Genomic DNA, 12675 nt, shown 5'->3' with positions numbered 1-12675 from the left:
AGCCATTATGCGCTCTTTGCATGGCTGTGTCGCCATAGTGTCGCTGGTGCCCGTGGGGTGGAAATCCTATCTTCTGTGTCGGGAGGTCAACCGAAAGAGGTTTACCAATGTTGAAGCAGATCAGGAATTTCACCCGCGCCCTGCGCGTCCCCACCCCCGAAGACCGCGAAATGGCCTACCTCAACGGCGCCATCGACCGGATCGACCTGGAATACCGCCAGCGTCAGATCGACCGCGGCCTCTTCCGCAAGTCCTACTAAGTCCCCCCGGTCCGTGTGGCGCAGCCGCTGCGCCACGGCGCCCGCCGGCGTGTGGCGCCTTGAGGGCGCCATTGAAATGCCATCAACGGATCGGCTATGTCTGGGCCATGTTGTTCCGACGCCGAAAGAAGGCCGGCTGGCTTGGCCGATTGCGCGAATTCTTCTGGCCGCGCAAGGGGTTCACGCGTCCCGCGCGCTACCTCGCCAAGCGCATCCTGCGCCTGTCCGCCTCGCCGCATGCGGTGGCTGCCGGTGTCGCCGCCGGCACCTTTTCCGCCTTCACGCCGCTCCTCGGCTTCCATGTCGTCCTGGCGCTGGCGCTCGCCTATCTGATGGCCGGCAACCTGCTCGCCGCAGCGCTCGCCACCACCATCGCCAATCCGCTGACCATTCCGCTCATCGCGCTCGCGACCTTCCGCGTCGGCGAGGCGCTCATCGGCATCAAGTCCGCCGAAGCGGTGACGGCGGCCGAACTCTTCCACCGGCTGGAGCATCTGCAACTGTCCGAACTCTGGCAGCCCGTCCTGAAGCCCATGCTGGTCGGCGCCGGCCTTCTCGGCGCGGCGGCGGCCGTGCTCGCCTATGGCCTCACGCGCTTTGCCGTGCGCTCCTTCAAGGCGCGGCGGCATGCGCGCCTCCTCGGGCGCGCCGGCCTTGCGGGCGCCCATCCCGTCCTTTCCCCCGGAGACAAAGCCTCATGATCATCGGCATCGGCAGCGACCTCATCGACATCCGCCGGGTGGAGAAGTCGCTGGAACGGTTCGGCGAGCGGTTCACCCGGCGCTGCTTCACCGAAATCGAGCAGGCGAAATCCGACGGGCGCAGGAACCGCGCCGCCTCCTACGCCAAGCGCTTCGCCGCCAAGGAGGCCTGTTCCAAGGCGCTCGGCACGGGGCTGGCGCAGGGCGTCTTCTGGAAGGACATGGGCGTCGTCAACCTGCCGGGCGGCAAGCCGACCATGAAGCTGACGGGCGGCGCGCTGGAACGCCTGAAGCAGATGACGCCGGAAGGCCACGCGGTGCGCATCCACATCACCATCACGGACGATTTCCCGCTCGCCCAGGCCTTCGTGATCATCGAGGCTCTGCCCGCCGATTAAGGCGGCGGGCGCGGCGCGGCGACTTTTTGACCGACACGATTTCCAACGCGCAACCTTTCCTCTATAGAGGGCCCCATGTTTGCAGATAAGGACAGATCCGGCGTGGCAGAGAAGACTGAGAAGGCCGAAGGCGGCCTGTGGGAAAACGTCAAGGTGATCATCCAGGCGCTGCTGCTCGCCGTCGTGATCCGCACCGTGCTTTTCCAGCCCTTCACCATTCCCTCCGGATCGATGATGCCGACGCTGCTCGTCGGCGATTATCTCTTCGTCAACAAGTTCTCCTACGGCTATTCGAAATATTCGCTGCCGTTCTCGCCGAACCTGTTCTCCGGCCGCATCTTCGCGAGCGAACCGGAGCGCGGCGACATCGTCGTCTTCCGCTTCCCGCCGAACCCCGACATCGACTACATCAAGCGCCTCGTCGGCCTGCCGGGCGACCGCATCCAGGTGCGCGACAGCGAGCTTTACGTGAACGGCGTGCCGGTCAAGCGCGATCACAACGGCTTCTTCCGTGCGGACGACCAGTACGACACCGGCGAGGACGTGCCGGTCTTCCGCGAGACCATGGACAACGGCGTCGCCTACGACACGCTGGACACGCGCCCGGGCACGGTCGGCGACAACACGCGCGAGTTCATCGTGCCGGAAGGCCACTATTTCATGATGGGCGACAACCGCGACAACTCGGCCGACAGCCGCTTCGACGTCGGCTTCGTTCCGGCGGAGAACCTGATCGGCCGCGCCAGCCTCATCTTCTTCTCGCTCGGCCATGACACGGCCTTCAGCGAGATCTGGAAATGGCCGACGAACCTGCGCTGGGACCGCCTGTTCAAGGTCGTGGAATGAAGGGCGCCATCCCGCTGAACGACGTCAACCGCAAGGCCCTCGAAGAGCTGATCGGCTATGTCTTCACCGACAAGGACCGTCTCGACCGGGCGATCACCCATGCCAGCGCCCGGCCCGGCAAGGGCAGCAATTACGAGCGGCTGGAGTTTCTCGGCGATCGCGTGCTGGGCCTGTGCGTCGCCGAAATGCTGTTCCGCACCTTTCGCGAGGCCAAGGAGGGCGAGCTTTCCGTGCGCCTGAACCAGCTCGTCAGCGCGGAAAGCTGCGCGGCGGTGTCCGACGATCTCGGCCTGCACCGCTTCATCCGCACCGGCGCGGACGTCAAGAAGCTCACCGGAAAAGCCATGCTGAATGTCAGGGCCGATGTGGTAGAGTCGCTGATCGCCGCGATCTATCTCGACGGCGGGCTGGAGGCGGCGCGCGGCTTCATCCTTTCCAACTGGGAGGGCAGGGCGGCGTGCGCGGAAGGCGCGCGGCGCGACGCCAAGACCGAATTGCAGGAATGGGCGCATGCCAAATTCGGCGTGACGCCGAGCTATAGGGTGGACGAGCGCTCGGGACCGGATCACGATCCCCGCTTCACCGTGACGGTGGAGATTCGGGGCGTTTTGCCGGAAACCGGCATCGACCGATCGAAACGGGCCGCCGAACAGGTGGCCGCGACGAAGATTTTGGAACGCGAAGGCGTCTGGCCGAAGAGCCAAGCCGCGGATTGACGGATATCATGAGCGAAGAACACGAAAACCCCGCCGAGAAGAGCACGAACGGTGAGGGCACGACCCGCTCGGGCTTCGTCGCGCTGATCGGCGCGACCAATGCCGGCAAGTCGACCCTCGTCAACCGCTTCGTCGGCGCCAAGGTGTCGATCGTCAGCCACAAGGTGCAAACGACGCGCGCCATCGTGCGCGGCATCTCCATCCACAACAATGCGCAGATCGTCTTCATGGACACGCCCGGCATCTTCAAGCCGCGCCGTCGGCTCGACCGCGCCATGGTGACCACCGCCTGGGGCGGCGCCAAGGATGCCGATTTCATCATGTTCCTGATCGACAGCGAGCGGGGCCTGAAGGGTGACGCCGAGACGATCCTGGAGGGCCTTAAGGAGGTCCATCAGCCGAAGATCCTCGTCCTCAACAAGGTCGACCGGGTGAACCCGGAGGACCTCTTGAAGCTCACCGCAGCGGCGAATGAAGTCGTGAAATTCGAGCGCACCTTCATGATCTCGGCGCTGAACGGCTCGGGCTGCGAGGATGTGATGGACTATCTCGCCGCCGCGCTTCCCGAAGGCCCGTGGTACTATCCGGAAGACCAGATCTCCGACCTGCCGATGCGCCAGCTCGCCGCCGAGATCACGCGCGAAAAACTCTTCCTGCGCCTGCACCAGGAGCTTCCCTATTCCTCGCATGTCGAGACGGAGAAGTGGGAGGAGCGCAAGGACGGCTCGGTGCGCATCGAGCAGGTCATCTATGTCGAGCGCGACAGCCAGAAGAAGATCGCGCTCGGCAAGAACGGCGACGCCATCAAGGCGATCTCCATGGCCTCGCGCAAGGAACTGTCGGAGATCCTCGAACAGCCCGTGCACCTCTTCCTCTTCGTCAAGGTGCGCGAGAACTGGGGCGACGACCCGGCCCGCTTCCGCGAGATGGGCCTGGATTTCCCGACCTCGTGAGTGGCTATGGGGGTGTTTTCGCCCACCTTAATCAAGCCCGCACCCGCCGCTCCGGTGCCTGCGCCGCCTCGCGGGCCTTTTCCACCAGCCGCTGCATCGCCCAGATGCCGATCTCCTCGAGGGTGAGGGGGCGGCTGATGAGATAACCCTGGTAGAGGTCGCAGCCCGCGGCGGCCAGCAGCGCCATCTTCTCGGTCGTGTCGACGCCTTCCGCGATGACGGACATGTCCTGCGCATGGCAGAGCGCGACGAGGGCGCGCAATGTCGGCAGCGCCGCCGAGCGGGTGAGGCTTTCGACCAGCTCCCGGTCGAGCTTGATGGTCTCGGCCGGGTACTCGATGATCTGCTGCACCGAGGTGTAGCCCGCGCCGAAATCGTCGATGGAGATCCGGAAGCCGCGGGCGCGCAGGATCTCGATGTTGCGGCGCGACTGCTCGCCGAGCTTGACGGCGAAGGTCTCCGTCAGCTCGATCTCGATCATGCGGGCATCGATGCCGTGCCGGTCGGCGCTGTCGCAGAAATGGTCGCTGATCGATTTCGTGTAGAGTTCGGCGGACGAGATGTTGATGCAGAGGATCGTCTGGCTGCCGAACAGCTTGCGGATCTGCCCGTATTCGGCCATCGCCTTGTCGATCACCCACCAGTCGATCTTGCTGAAGAGGCCGGTCGTCTCGGCGATCGGGATGAACTCGTCCGGCGTCACGCGGCCGAGCACCGGCGAGGTCCAGCGCAGGAGCGCCTCGCAGCCCGTCACCTTGCCGTGCCCGTCGACGATCGGCATGTAGACGAGGTGGAATTCGCGGTCGGGGTCGAGGACGCGCAGTTCCTCCTCGATGCGCCGCCGGCGGTTGCGCTTCTCGTGCAGGGAGCGGGAATAGCGGGCCGAGCCGTTCTTGCCCTGGGATTTCGCCTGGTACATGGCGGCATCGGCATTGGCGACGAGTTCGGCCAGCGTGCGCGCGTCTTCCGGATAGACCGCGATGCCGATGCTGGCGGTGACCGGATAGGCCTTGTCCAGCACCTCGAAGCCCTCGGCAAAGAGCGCAAGGATCTTTTCCGACATCTCGGTGATCGTGCCGCTGCCCGGCTGGCAGCGCAGCATGATGGCGAATTCGTCGCCGGAAAGCCGGGCGAAGAGCCCGTCCGGCAGGCCGCGCTCGGCGACGACGCACGCGACGATTTCGGAGATGCGGTCGGCCAGCGTCTTCAAAAGCTCGTCGCCGATCTTGTGGCCGTGCTTATCGTTGACGAACTTGAAATTGTCGACGTCGATGAACAGCAGCGTGCAGCCGATATCCTCGGCCGCTGCCTCTTCGAGGATCTGCGTCGAGCGGATATTGAAATATTCGCGGTTGGAAATGCCCGTCAGCGTGTCGGTCCAGGAGGCGTTCTGCACGAGGTCGAAGGACTGCATGGAATGGTCGTGCAGCCGCTTGACGTTGGCCGAGAGGCGGCCGATCTCGCCGATCTCGTTCATCTCCGGCAGGGCGCTGCGGTTGCCGGTCATCACGTCGGTGAGCTGGCGGTCGAGCCGGGCGATGGGGTTGGTGATGTAGCGGCGCACCAGGCCGAGCACGAGGATGATCGTGCACAGGCTGAGCGCGATGGCGCCGAGCGCCAGCAGCGACTTCAGCGTCCACAGCCGTTCCTTCAGGAAGGCCGGATCCGGCGTCAGGCGGGCGAAGAGCGAGGGGCTGAGCGTCGCGGTGGCCGAAAGGCTGCCCTGCGCCAGAAACTGGTGCTGGCCGATCTCGATCGTCGCGCCGTATTCCTTCTCCAGCGCCCGCTTCATGTCCAGGAAGAGTTTTGGCCGCACCGCGGTCTGCAGGAGGATCGCGCCCCTCTTGGCGCTGGCGACCGGGCGGTTGAAGGTCAGCGGGTCGATGAATTCCGAATGCACGATCAGCGGTTCGATGCCGGCGGCTTCGAGGTAGCTCCAGGAGGACAGGCGCGGGCTGTCGATCACCTGCCGCGCATGCTCGATCTGCTGCGGGGTGATTTCCGCGAACGGATCGTCGCTGTCCTCGAAATAATAGTCGACCGTCAGCGGCGGGCGGATGATCGCCACGGAGATGAAGCGGTTGCGGTCGTCGGAAAGCGAGGTGATGCTCTGCTGCAGGCGCACGCCGAGCGCGGTGTTGCGGTAGGCGGCGTCCGGCTCGTTGACGAAGAGGCGCACCGCGCCGCCCTCGACGAGCGAATAGATGAAGCTGCGGTTCTGCGTCACCTCGTTCTGGAAGACGGCGGTCAGAAGGCCCATCTGCTGCCAGAGACGCGCCCGCTCCAGCCCGAGAATGGAGGAGCCCTGCACGTAGTATATGAGGGAGGCGGCGAGTACGTAGCCCGCGAGCACGACCGGGAAGATGAGGGAAAGGGCGCGTTTACCGAGCGTCACTGATCTGGGCCAGACTGCTGATGATGCGGCGGCGGGCCTGGACCGATTGCACGGTCAGTTCCTCCTGAAACTGGCTTTTGGCCAGGATTTCCGGTGCGGCATAGATTTCGGGATTGGATCGCATGTCTTCCGGCAGCAGGGCGAGGGCGGCGGAGCTGGCGGTCGGCATGTTGAGCTTGATGGCGTTGCGGGCGCCGTTCTCGGCATTGCTGATATAGTCGACCAGTTGCAGCGCCAGGGCCTTGTTGGTCGAGCGCTCGCTGACGGAGATGCAGTCGAGCCAGGAGAGCGTGCCTTCCTTCGGCACGACATAGCGCCAGAGGCCGGGCGCGGAGACCTTGTCGTTCAGCGTGTACTGGTCGCCGCTGTAGCCGAGCGCCATGTGGATGTCGGGGCCTTTGTCGGCGCTCTGGATCGAGGTGATGACGTAGTCGTAGGTGAGCACATAGGGAGCCTGCGCCTTCATCAGCTCGAAGGCGGCCTTCAGCGTCTCGTTGTCGTTGGCGTTCACCGACTTGCCGAGCAGGACGAGCGGCGCGACGAAGGCCTCGGCGTGGTCGTCGTACATCGCGATATGGCCGCGCAGGCTTTCGGCCGGCTTCATCATGTCCGCCCAGGAGGTCGGTGCCGCCGTGATCTTGTCGGAGCGGTAGAGGATACCCATCGTGCCCCAGAGATAGGGCACGCCGTAGCCGCCGCAGCGGCTCGTCCAGTCCTGCGTATAGTCCTTCAGAGACGGCACATTGCCGGTGTCGAGCACGGCGATGACGCCGCGGTTGCCGTAGAGCCGCGCGCCGTTCTCGTTGGTCACGACGACATCGACGTTGCTGTTCGGGTCGGCGAGGACCTCGTCGCGCACGTCGCCGCTGTCGTAGAAGGTCTGGCGCACCTCGACGCCGGTTTCGGCGGTGAAGTCGGCAAGGATCTGCTCGTCGATATAAGCTTCCCAGATCAACAGGTTGAGCATTGCCGCGCGTGCCGGATCCGCGGTGGCGAATGCTGCCAGTGAGACTGCTGCAAGAAAAGCGCCGCGCATTCCGAAGGCCCCGTTGCCGTTACGTCGGGTGAGGATAGTCGGCAAGGCTTTATGAAGCGTTACAACCTGTAAGCCCGCCATAGCGGGTGTTCAACCCTGGCGCTTTCCTGCCATATTCGCCAGCCTTGATATATATTGTGGACGTGACGTCGCGCCGCCCGGCCTGCGGTTGGCCTGCCGCCGGCCGCGCACTATGGTCGCCAGCCGCGCCAACCCAGAGGAATCCGACATGGCCCCGACACCGCTCAAGATCGCGAACCTGATCGCCGCCGAGATCAAGGCGACCGCCGCGCAGGTTACCGCCGCCGTGGCGCTCATCGACGAGGGAGCGACGGTGCCGTTCATCGCGCGCTACCGCAAGGAGGTGACGGGCGGTCTCGACGACACGCAGCTGCGCACGCTGTCCGAGCGGCTGACCTATCTGCGGGAGCTGGAGGCGCGGCGTGCCTCGATCCTCGATTCGATTTCGGGGCAGGGCAAGCTGACGGACGAGCTGGCCGCGAAGATCGCCGCCGTCGCGACCAAGGCGGAACTCGAAGACATCTACCTGCCCTACAAGCCCAAGCGGCGCACCAAGGCGGAGATCGCCCGCGAGCGCGGCCTCGGCCCGCTCGCCGAACAGATCCTCGCCGACCGCGCGCCGGTGCCGGCGGAACTCGCCGAAAAATTCCTCTCCGCCGAGGTGCCGGACGTCAAGGCGGCGCTGGAAGGCGCGCGCGACATCGTCGCCGAGCAGTTCACGGAAAATGCCGATCTCCTCAAGCGCCTGCGCGACTACATGAAGGACAATGCCTTCCTGCGCGCGCGCGTCGTCGAGGGCAAGAAGGAGGCCGGCGCGAAGTTCTCCGACTATTTCGACCATACCGAACGCTGGGCGAGGGTGCCGGGCCACCGGGCGCTCGCCATGCTGCGCGGCTGGAACGAGGAGTTCCTGTCGGTCGACATCGTCGTCGATCAGGACAGCACCGAAACGGTGAAGCCGGTGGAGCGCATCATCGCCTCCTTCTACGCGATCGGCACGAAGCCCGGCGACAAGTGGCTGGCCGAGGTGATCGGCTGGACCTGGCGGGTGAAACTCTCCATGTCGCTCTCGCTCGACCTGATGCGCGAGATGCGCGAACGCTCCGAGGAGGAAGCGATCCACGTCTTCGCCCGCAACCTCAAGGACCTCTTGCTCGCAGCCCCTGCCGGCACGCGCGCCACGATGGGCCTCGATCCGGGGATCCGCACCGGCGTCAAGGTCGCCGTCATCGACAATACCGGCAAGGTGCTGGAGACGACGACGGTCTATCCCTTCCCGCCGAAGAACGACGTGCGCGGCACCCAGGCGGAACTCGCCAGCCTCATCCGCAAGCACAAGGTCGAACTGATCTCGATCGGCAACGGCACCGGCAGCCGCGAGACGGAACGGCTGGTCGCCGACATGCTCGCACAACTTCCTGCGCCAAAACCCACCAAGGTCATCGTGTCGGAGGCGGGCGCCTCGGTCTATTCGGCCTCGGAGACGGCGGCCGCCGAATTCCCGAACCTCGACGTGTCGCTGCGCGGCGCCGTCTCCATCGCCCGCCGCCTGCAGGATCCGCTCGCCGAGCTGGTGAAGATCGAGCCGAAGTCGATCGGCGTCGGCCAGTACCAGCACGACGTCGACCAGGGGAAGCTGTCCCGCTCGCTGGATGCGGTGGTGGAAGACGCGGTGAACGCCGTCGGCGTCGACCTCAACACCGCCTCCGCGCCGCTGCTTGCCCGCGTCTCCGGCCTTGGCAAATCCTCGGCGGAGGCGATCGTCGCGCATCGGGATGCGAACGGCCCGTTCGCGAGCCGCAAGGAACTGATGAAGGTCCCGCGCCTCGGCGCGCGCACCTTTGAACAGTGCGCCGGCTTCCTGCGCATCCCGAACGGCAAGGAGCCGCTGGACGCCTCCTCGGTGCACCCGGAAGCCTATGGCGTCGCCAAGAAGATCGTCGCGGCCTGCGGGCGGGACGTGCGCACGCTGATGGGCGACAGCGCGGCGCTGAAGAGGCTCGACCCGAAGGTGTTCGTCGACGAGCGCTTCGGCCTGCCGACGGTCAAGGACATCCTCGCCGAACTGGAAAAGCCCGGCCGCGACCCGCGCCCGGAATTCCGGACCGCGACCTTTGCCGACGGCGTCGACGACATCAAGGACCTGAAGGTCGGCATGCTGCTGGAGGGCACGGTGACGAACGTCGCCGCCTTCGGCGCCTTCGTCGATATCGGCGTGCACCAGGACGGGCTCGTGCACGTCTCGCAGCTTGCCGACCGCTTCGTCAAGGACCCGCACGAGGTGGTGAAGGCCGGCGACGTGGTGAAGGTGCGCGTCACCGAGGTGGACGTGCCGCGCAAGCGGATCGGCCTCACCATGCGCAAGGACGGCGGCGCGCCGCCCGCCCGCGACAACGACCCGCGCGGCGACCGTAACGCCCAGATGAAGCCGAAATTCAGCCAGGCGGCGCCCAAGCAGCAGGCGCCCGCGCAGGGCGCGTTCGGCGCGGCGCTGGCCGAGGCGATGAAGCGGAAATAAGGCGAGCCCCAGTTTTCCTAATGGCTGCCGGCAGAAATCGTCGTTTGCCCTGAATCGCCCCGCCGTCCATTGTTGCGGCGTGGGCGGGCGCAAACGGGCCGGGCCGCAAGGCGCGGCCGGTATCCGACAGACAGGAAAGCAGACATGACGATCACGATTTCACGCCGGCAGGCCATGGCCGGCGCCCTTCTTGCCGTTCCCGCGGTTTCCGCGCTGACGGCCGGCACCGGCCTTGCCGCCGGCGGGGACCTTGCCGAACGGCTCGCCGCGCTGGAGGCGCGCCATGGCGGACGCATCGGCGTTGCCATACTAAATCTTGCGACGGGCGCGCGGCTCGGCCATCGCACGGAGGAACGCTTCCTGATGTGCAGCACCTTCAAGGCGCTGCTGGCGGGCCACATCCTCGCCCGGGTGGACCGGGGCGAGGAGACGCTGGACCGGCGCATCGTGGTGAAGGAAGCGGACCTCGTGGACTGGTCGCCGGTGGTGGAGAAACGTGTCGGCGGGGAGGGCATCTCGATTGCCGAACTCTGCGAGGCGACGATCACGCTCAGCGACAATGCCGCCGCCAACCTGCTGCTTGCCGCTTCGGGCGGGCCGAAGGCCGTCACGGCGTTCCTGCGCGGCCTCGGCGATGCGGTGACGCGGCTCGACCGCACGGAGCCGACGCTCAACTATCATGAGGCGCCGGACGACGAGCGCGACACGACGACGCCGACTGCCATGGTGGAGACGCTGCGCAGGCTGCTCTTCGCCGAGGTGCTGTCGGCCCGCTCGAAGGCGCAGCTTGCCGCCTGGCTGGTGATGAACAAGACGGGCGACACGCGGCTGCGCGCCGGCTTCCCGGCCGGGTGGATGACCGGCGACAAGACCGGCACGAACGGCGACAAGGCCGGAAACGCCAACGATGTCGCCGTCGCCTGGTCGCCGGACCGCGGCGCCGTCATCGTCGCCGCCTTCTGCGAAATCCCCGGCATTTCCGGCGACGCGCGCAATGCCGTCATCGCCGGGATCGGGCGCATCGCCGCCGAAGTCTGAGACGGGAGCGCCGTCCTTGCGGCGGCGCTTCAGCCCTCCAGCTCGCCCTTGAGGGCGGAGAGAACATTCATCGCATGGCCGGCATACCGGCTGATCCAGCGGTCGTGGATCGCCTGGATCGGCAGGGCATTGAGGTGGTTCCAGCGTTCGCGCCCCTCGCGGCGGGCGACGATGAGGTCGGCTTCCTCGAGCACCTTCAGATGCTGCATGACCGTGCAGCGGTCCATCTCCGCGAAACGCTCGCACAGCGCGCCCGTCGTCAGCGGCGCATCCTTGATCGCATCCAGCATTTGCCGCCGTTTGCCGTTGGCCAGCGCCTTGAAAACGGCGTCCTCTTTCGATTCGCTTGACATGTTATGTTTTTATAACATATTTTGGCGGCAGACAAGATCGAGAGGGGCCGTGCGCCCAGGAGGAGGACGGCATGACGCTGGAATTTCGTGTGAACGGGCGCATCGGCAGGCCGGTCGCCGAGGTGTTCGACGCGGTGGTCAATCCGGAAAAGCTCAGCGGCTACTTCACCACCATCGGCGGGGCGAGCGCCCCGCTGGTCGAGGGCACGAAGGTCACCTGGTGGGGCATGGCCCCGGTCATCGTCGACAGGGTGGAGGAGAACGCGCTGATCGTCTTGCGCTGGGATGCCATGGTGGATGAGGGGGAGGCGCCCTACAAGACGCGCGTCGAGATGCGCTTCAAGCCGCTGGAGGACGGCGGCACGATGGTGACCATCGCCGAGACCGGCTGGCGCGACAACGCCCGCGGCCAGAAATCGTCCTACATGAACTGCGAGGGCTGGTCGCAGATGCTGGCCTGCTTGAAGGCCTATGTCGAATACGGCATCAACCTGCGCGAGGGCTATTACCCGAGCGAGCTCAAGGGCGTCGTCGCTTCCGAGCAGCAGGACTTCACTTGAGAGGGGAGGCGCCGCGTCGCTTTTCCAGGGGAAACCCCCTCTGCCTGCCGGCATCTCCCCTTTGTGGGGAGGGGCCTTCAGGCCGATGCAGCCGCCCCAAGGCCGTCCTGCAAAAAAAATGCCTCAGATGGCGGCGGGCGGGGTCAGGCCGTCGGCGGCGGCCATCGGCACAGGCTGGTCGGCCGGCGCCTGGTGCTGCAGCACGACGACGCGGCTGCCGGTCGGCACGCGGCCGTAGAGGTCGACGATGTCCTGGTTGAACAGGCGGATGCAGCCGCTCGACACCGCCTTGCCGATCGACCAGGGCTCGGACGTGCCGTGGATGCGGAAGAGCGTGTCCTTGCCGTCCTTGTAGAGGTAGAGCGCGCGCGGGCCCAGCGGGTTGGTCAGCCCCGGCTCCACGCCGTCGGCCCATTTCAGGTTCCGTTCCGGCTCGCGCGCGATCATGTTCTGGGTGGGCGTCCAGCGCGGCCATTCCGCCTTGCGGCCGATGCGCGCGCCGCCCTCGAATTCCAGCCCGGCCTTGCCGACGCCGATGCCGTAGCGCATCGCCATGCCGTCGCCCTGCACGAGGTAGAGGAAGCGGTTCTGCGTGTCGATGACGATGGTGCCGGCCGGCTCCGCCGTCCGGTAGGCGACCTGCTGGCGGAAATATTTCGGGTTCACCTTGCTGATGTCCATCGCCGGCAGCGGAAAGCGCTCTTCCGGATGCGGCCCGTACATGGCGACATGCATCGGGTCCGGCCCCTTCTTCACCGGCTTTGCGGTGGTGGTGCAGCTTGCGAGCGTCGCCGCAAGGGCAAGGAGGGCGAGGGGGCGGAGAGCCGCGAAAGCGCGGGCGCGGGACACACACATCAAGGGGGCACCTGTCGTTCTTCGA

The 12675-nt window shown here is 66.1% G+C and carries 13 protein-coding genes; 9 read left to right on the top strand and 4 right to left on the bottom strand.

Annotated features, from left to right (window positions below):
- Positions 1 to 107 precede the first annotated feature (107 nt).
- The 6 genes from AB3G45_RS18980 (at position 108) to era (ending at position 3874) form a co-directional block, all read left to right on the top strand.
- Complete coding sequence (locus AB3G45_RS18980) at positions 108 to 260, top strand: DUF3563 family protein (RefSeq protein WP_367832015.1); 153 nt, start codon at positions 108 to 110, stop codon at positions 258 to 260.
- Between the two features lie 107 nt (positions 261 to 367).
- A complete protein-coding gene (locus AB3G45_RS18975) occupies positions 368 to 961 on the top strand; it encodes a DUF2062 domain-containing protein (RefSeq protein WP_367832014.1) in 594 nt (197 codons plus the stop codon).
- Entirely contained in the window at positions 958 to 1359 is a 402-nt protein-coding gene (gene acpS / locus AB3G45_RS18970) for a holo-ACP synthase (protein WP_367832013.1), read from the top strand. Before AB3G45_RS18975 ends, acpS begins: the two co-directional genes overlap by 4 nt.
- Before the next feature lie 102 nt (positions 1360 to 1461).
- Entirely contained in the window at positions 1462 to 2205 is a 744-nt protein-coding gene (lepB, locus tag AB3G45_RS18965; protein WP_367832012.1) for a signal peptidase I, read from the top strand.
- Positions 2202 to 2921, top strand: coding sequence for a ribonuclease III (gene rnc, locus AB3G45_RS18960; protein WP_367832011.1), 720 nt, complete (start codon positions 2202 to 2204; stop codon positions 2919 to 2921). Before lepB ends, rnc begins: the two co-directional genes overlap by 4 nt.
- 8 nt (positions 2922 to 2929) lie before the next feature.
- The gene (era, locus tag AB3G45_RS18955) at positions 2930 to 3874 is read left to right on the top strand and encodes a GTPase Era (RefSeq protein ID WP_367832010.1); all 945 of its coding nucleotides are present in this window, start codon (positions 2930 to 2932) and stop codon (positions 3872 to 3874) included.
- A gap of 31 nt (positions 3875 to 3905) precedes the next feature.
- Here era and AB3G45_RS18950 read toward each other — a convergent pair whose 3' ends face one another.
- A complete protein-coding gene (locus tag AB3G45_RS18950; protein ID WP_367832009.1) occupies positions 3906 to 6269 on the bottom strand; it encodes a putative bifunctional diguanylate cyclase/phosphodiesterase in 2364 nt (787 codons plus the stop codon).
- The gene (locus AB3G45_RS18945; RefSeq protein WP_367832008.1) at positions 6256 to 7305 is read right to left on the bottom strand and encodes a spermidine/putrescine ABC transporter substrate-binding protein; all 1050 of its coding nucleotides are present in this window, start codon (positions 7303 to 7305) and stop codon (positions 6256 to 6258) included. The genes AB3G45_RS18950 and AB3G45_RS18945 overlap by 14 nt, the downstream gene beginning before the upstream one ends.
- Positions 7306 to 7534: 229 nt before the next feature.
- Here AB3G45_RS18945 and AB3G45_RS18940 point away from each other — a divergent pair, with 229 nt between their 5' ends.
- Both AB3G45_RS18940 and bla read left to right on the top strand, forming a co-directional pair.
- Positions 7535 to 9844 carry a Tex family protein gene (locus AB3G45_RS18940; RefSeq protein WP_367832007.1) on the top strand — a complete coding sequence of 770 codons (2310 nt, stop codon included), beginning with the start codon at positions 7535 to 7537 and terminating at the stop codon, positions 9842 to 9844.
- Between the two features lie 144 nt (positions 9845 to 9988).
- Positions 9989 to 10882, top strand: coding sequence for a BKC/GPC family carbapenem-hydrolyzing class A beta-lactamase (bla, locus tag AB3G45_RS18935; protein WP_367832006.1), 894 nt, complete (start codon positions 9989 to 9991; stop codon positions 10880 to 10882).
- Between the two features lie 29 nt (positions 10883 to 10911).
- Here bla and AB3G45_RS18930 read toward each other — a convergent pair whose 3' ends face one another.
- Complete coding sequence (locus tag AB3G45_RS18930; RefSeq protein ID WP_367832005.1) at positions 10912 to 11235, bottom strand: ArsR/SmtB family transcription factor; 324 nt, start codon at positions 11233 to 11235, stop codon at positions 10912 to 10914.
- A 71-nt stretch (positions 11236 to 11306) separates the two neighbouring features.
- Here AB3G45_RS18930 and AB3G45_RS18925 point away from each other — a divergent pair, with 71 nt between their 5' ends.
- A complete protein-coding gene (locus tag AB3G45_RS18925; RefSeq protein WP_367832004.1) occupies positions 11307 to 11795 on the top strand; it encodes an SRPBCC domain-containing protein in 489 nt (162 codons plus the stop codon).
- Positions 11796 to 11918: 123 nt separating this feature from the next.
- Here the strand turns inward: AB3G45_RS18925 and AB3G45_RS18920 are convergent, their stop codons facing one another.
- Complete coding sequence (locus AB3G45_RS18920) at positions 11919 to 12650, bottom strand: L,D-transpeptidase (RefSeq protein WP_367832003.1); 732 nt, start codon at positions 12648 to 12650, stop codon at positions 11919 to 11921.
- Between the last annotated feature and the right edge of the window lie 25 nt (positions 12651 to 12675).

This window comes from Shinella sp. S4-D37, assembly GCF_040812195.1.
In the GTDB taxonomy this organism is placed as follows: Bacteria; Pseudomonadota; Alphaproteobacteria; order Rhizobiales; family Rhizobiaceae; genus Shinella.
This window is presented reverse-complemented; position numbering and strand designations above follow the sequence as displayed.

What these genes read in the sequence shown, in the direction of transcription:
- AB3G45_RS18980 (WP_367832015.1), top strand. Translation starts at nt 108, where the DNA reads ATGTTGAAGCAGATCAGGAATTTCACCCGCGCCCTGCGCGTCCCCACC.
- AB3G45_RS18975 (WP_367832014.1), top strand. Translation starts at nt 368, where the DNA reads ATGTTGTTCCGACGCCGAAAGAAGGCCGGCTGGCTTGGCCGATTGCGC.
- acpS (WP_367832013.1), top strand. Translation starts at nt 958, where the DNA reads ATGATCATCGGCATCGGCAGCGACCTCATCGACATCCGCCGGGTGGAG.
- rnc (WP_367832011.1), top strand. Translation starts at nt 2,202, where the DNA reads ATGAAGGGCGCCATCCCGCTGAACGACGTCAACCGCAAGGCCCTCGAA.
- era (WP_367832010.1), top strand. Translation starts at nt 2,930, where the DNA reads ATGAGCGAAGAACACGAAAACCCCGCCGAGAAGAGCACGAACGGTGAG.
- AB3G45_RS18945 (WP_367832008.1), bottom strand. Translation starts at nt 7,305, where the DNA reads ATGCGCGGCGCTTTTCTTGCAGCAGTCTCACTGGCAGCATTCGCCACC.
- AB3G45_RS18940 (WP_367832007.1), top strand. Translation starts at nt 7,535, where the DNA reads ATGGCCCCGACACCGCTCAAGATCGCGAACCTGATCGCCGCCGAGATC.
- bla (WP_367832006.1), top strand. Translation starts at nt 9,989, where the DNA reads ATGACGATCACGATTTCACGCCGGCAGGCCATGGCCGGCGCCCTTCTT.
- AB3G45_RS18930 (WP_367832005.1), bottom strand. Translation starts at nt 11,235, where the DNA reads ATGTCAAGCGAATCGAAAGAGGACGCCGTTTTCAAGGCGCTGGCCAAC.
- AB3G45_RS18925 (WP_367832004.1), top strand. Translation starts at nt 11,307, where the DNA reads ATGACGCTGGAATTTCGTGTGAACGGGCGCATCGGCAGGCCGGTCGCC.
- AB3G45_RS18920 (WP_367832003.1), bottom strand. Translation starts at nt 12,650, where the DNA reads ATGTGTGTGTCCCGCGCCCGCGCTTTCGCGGCTCTCCGCCCCCTCGCC.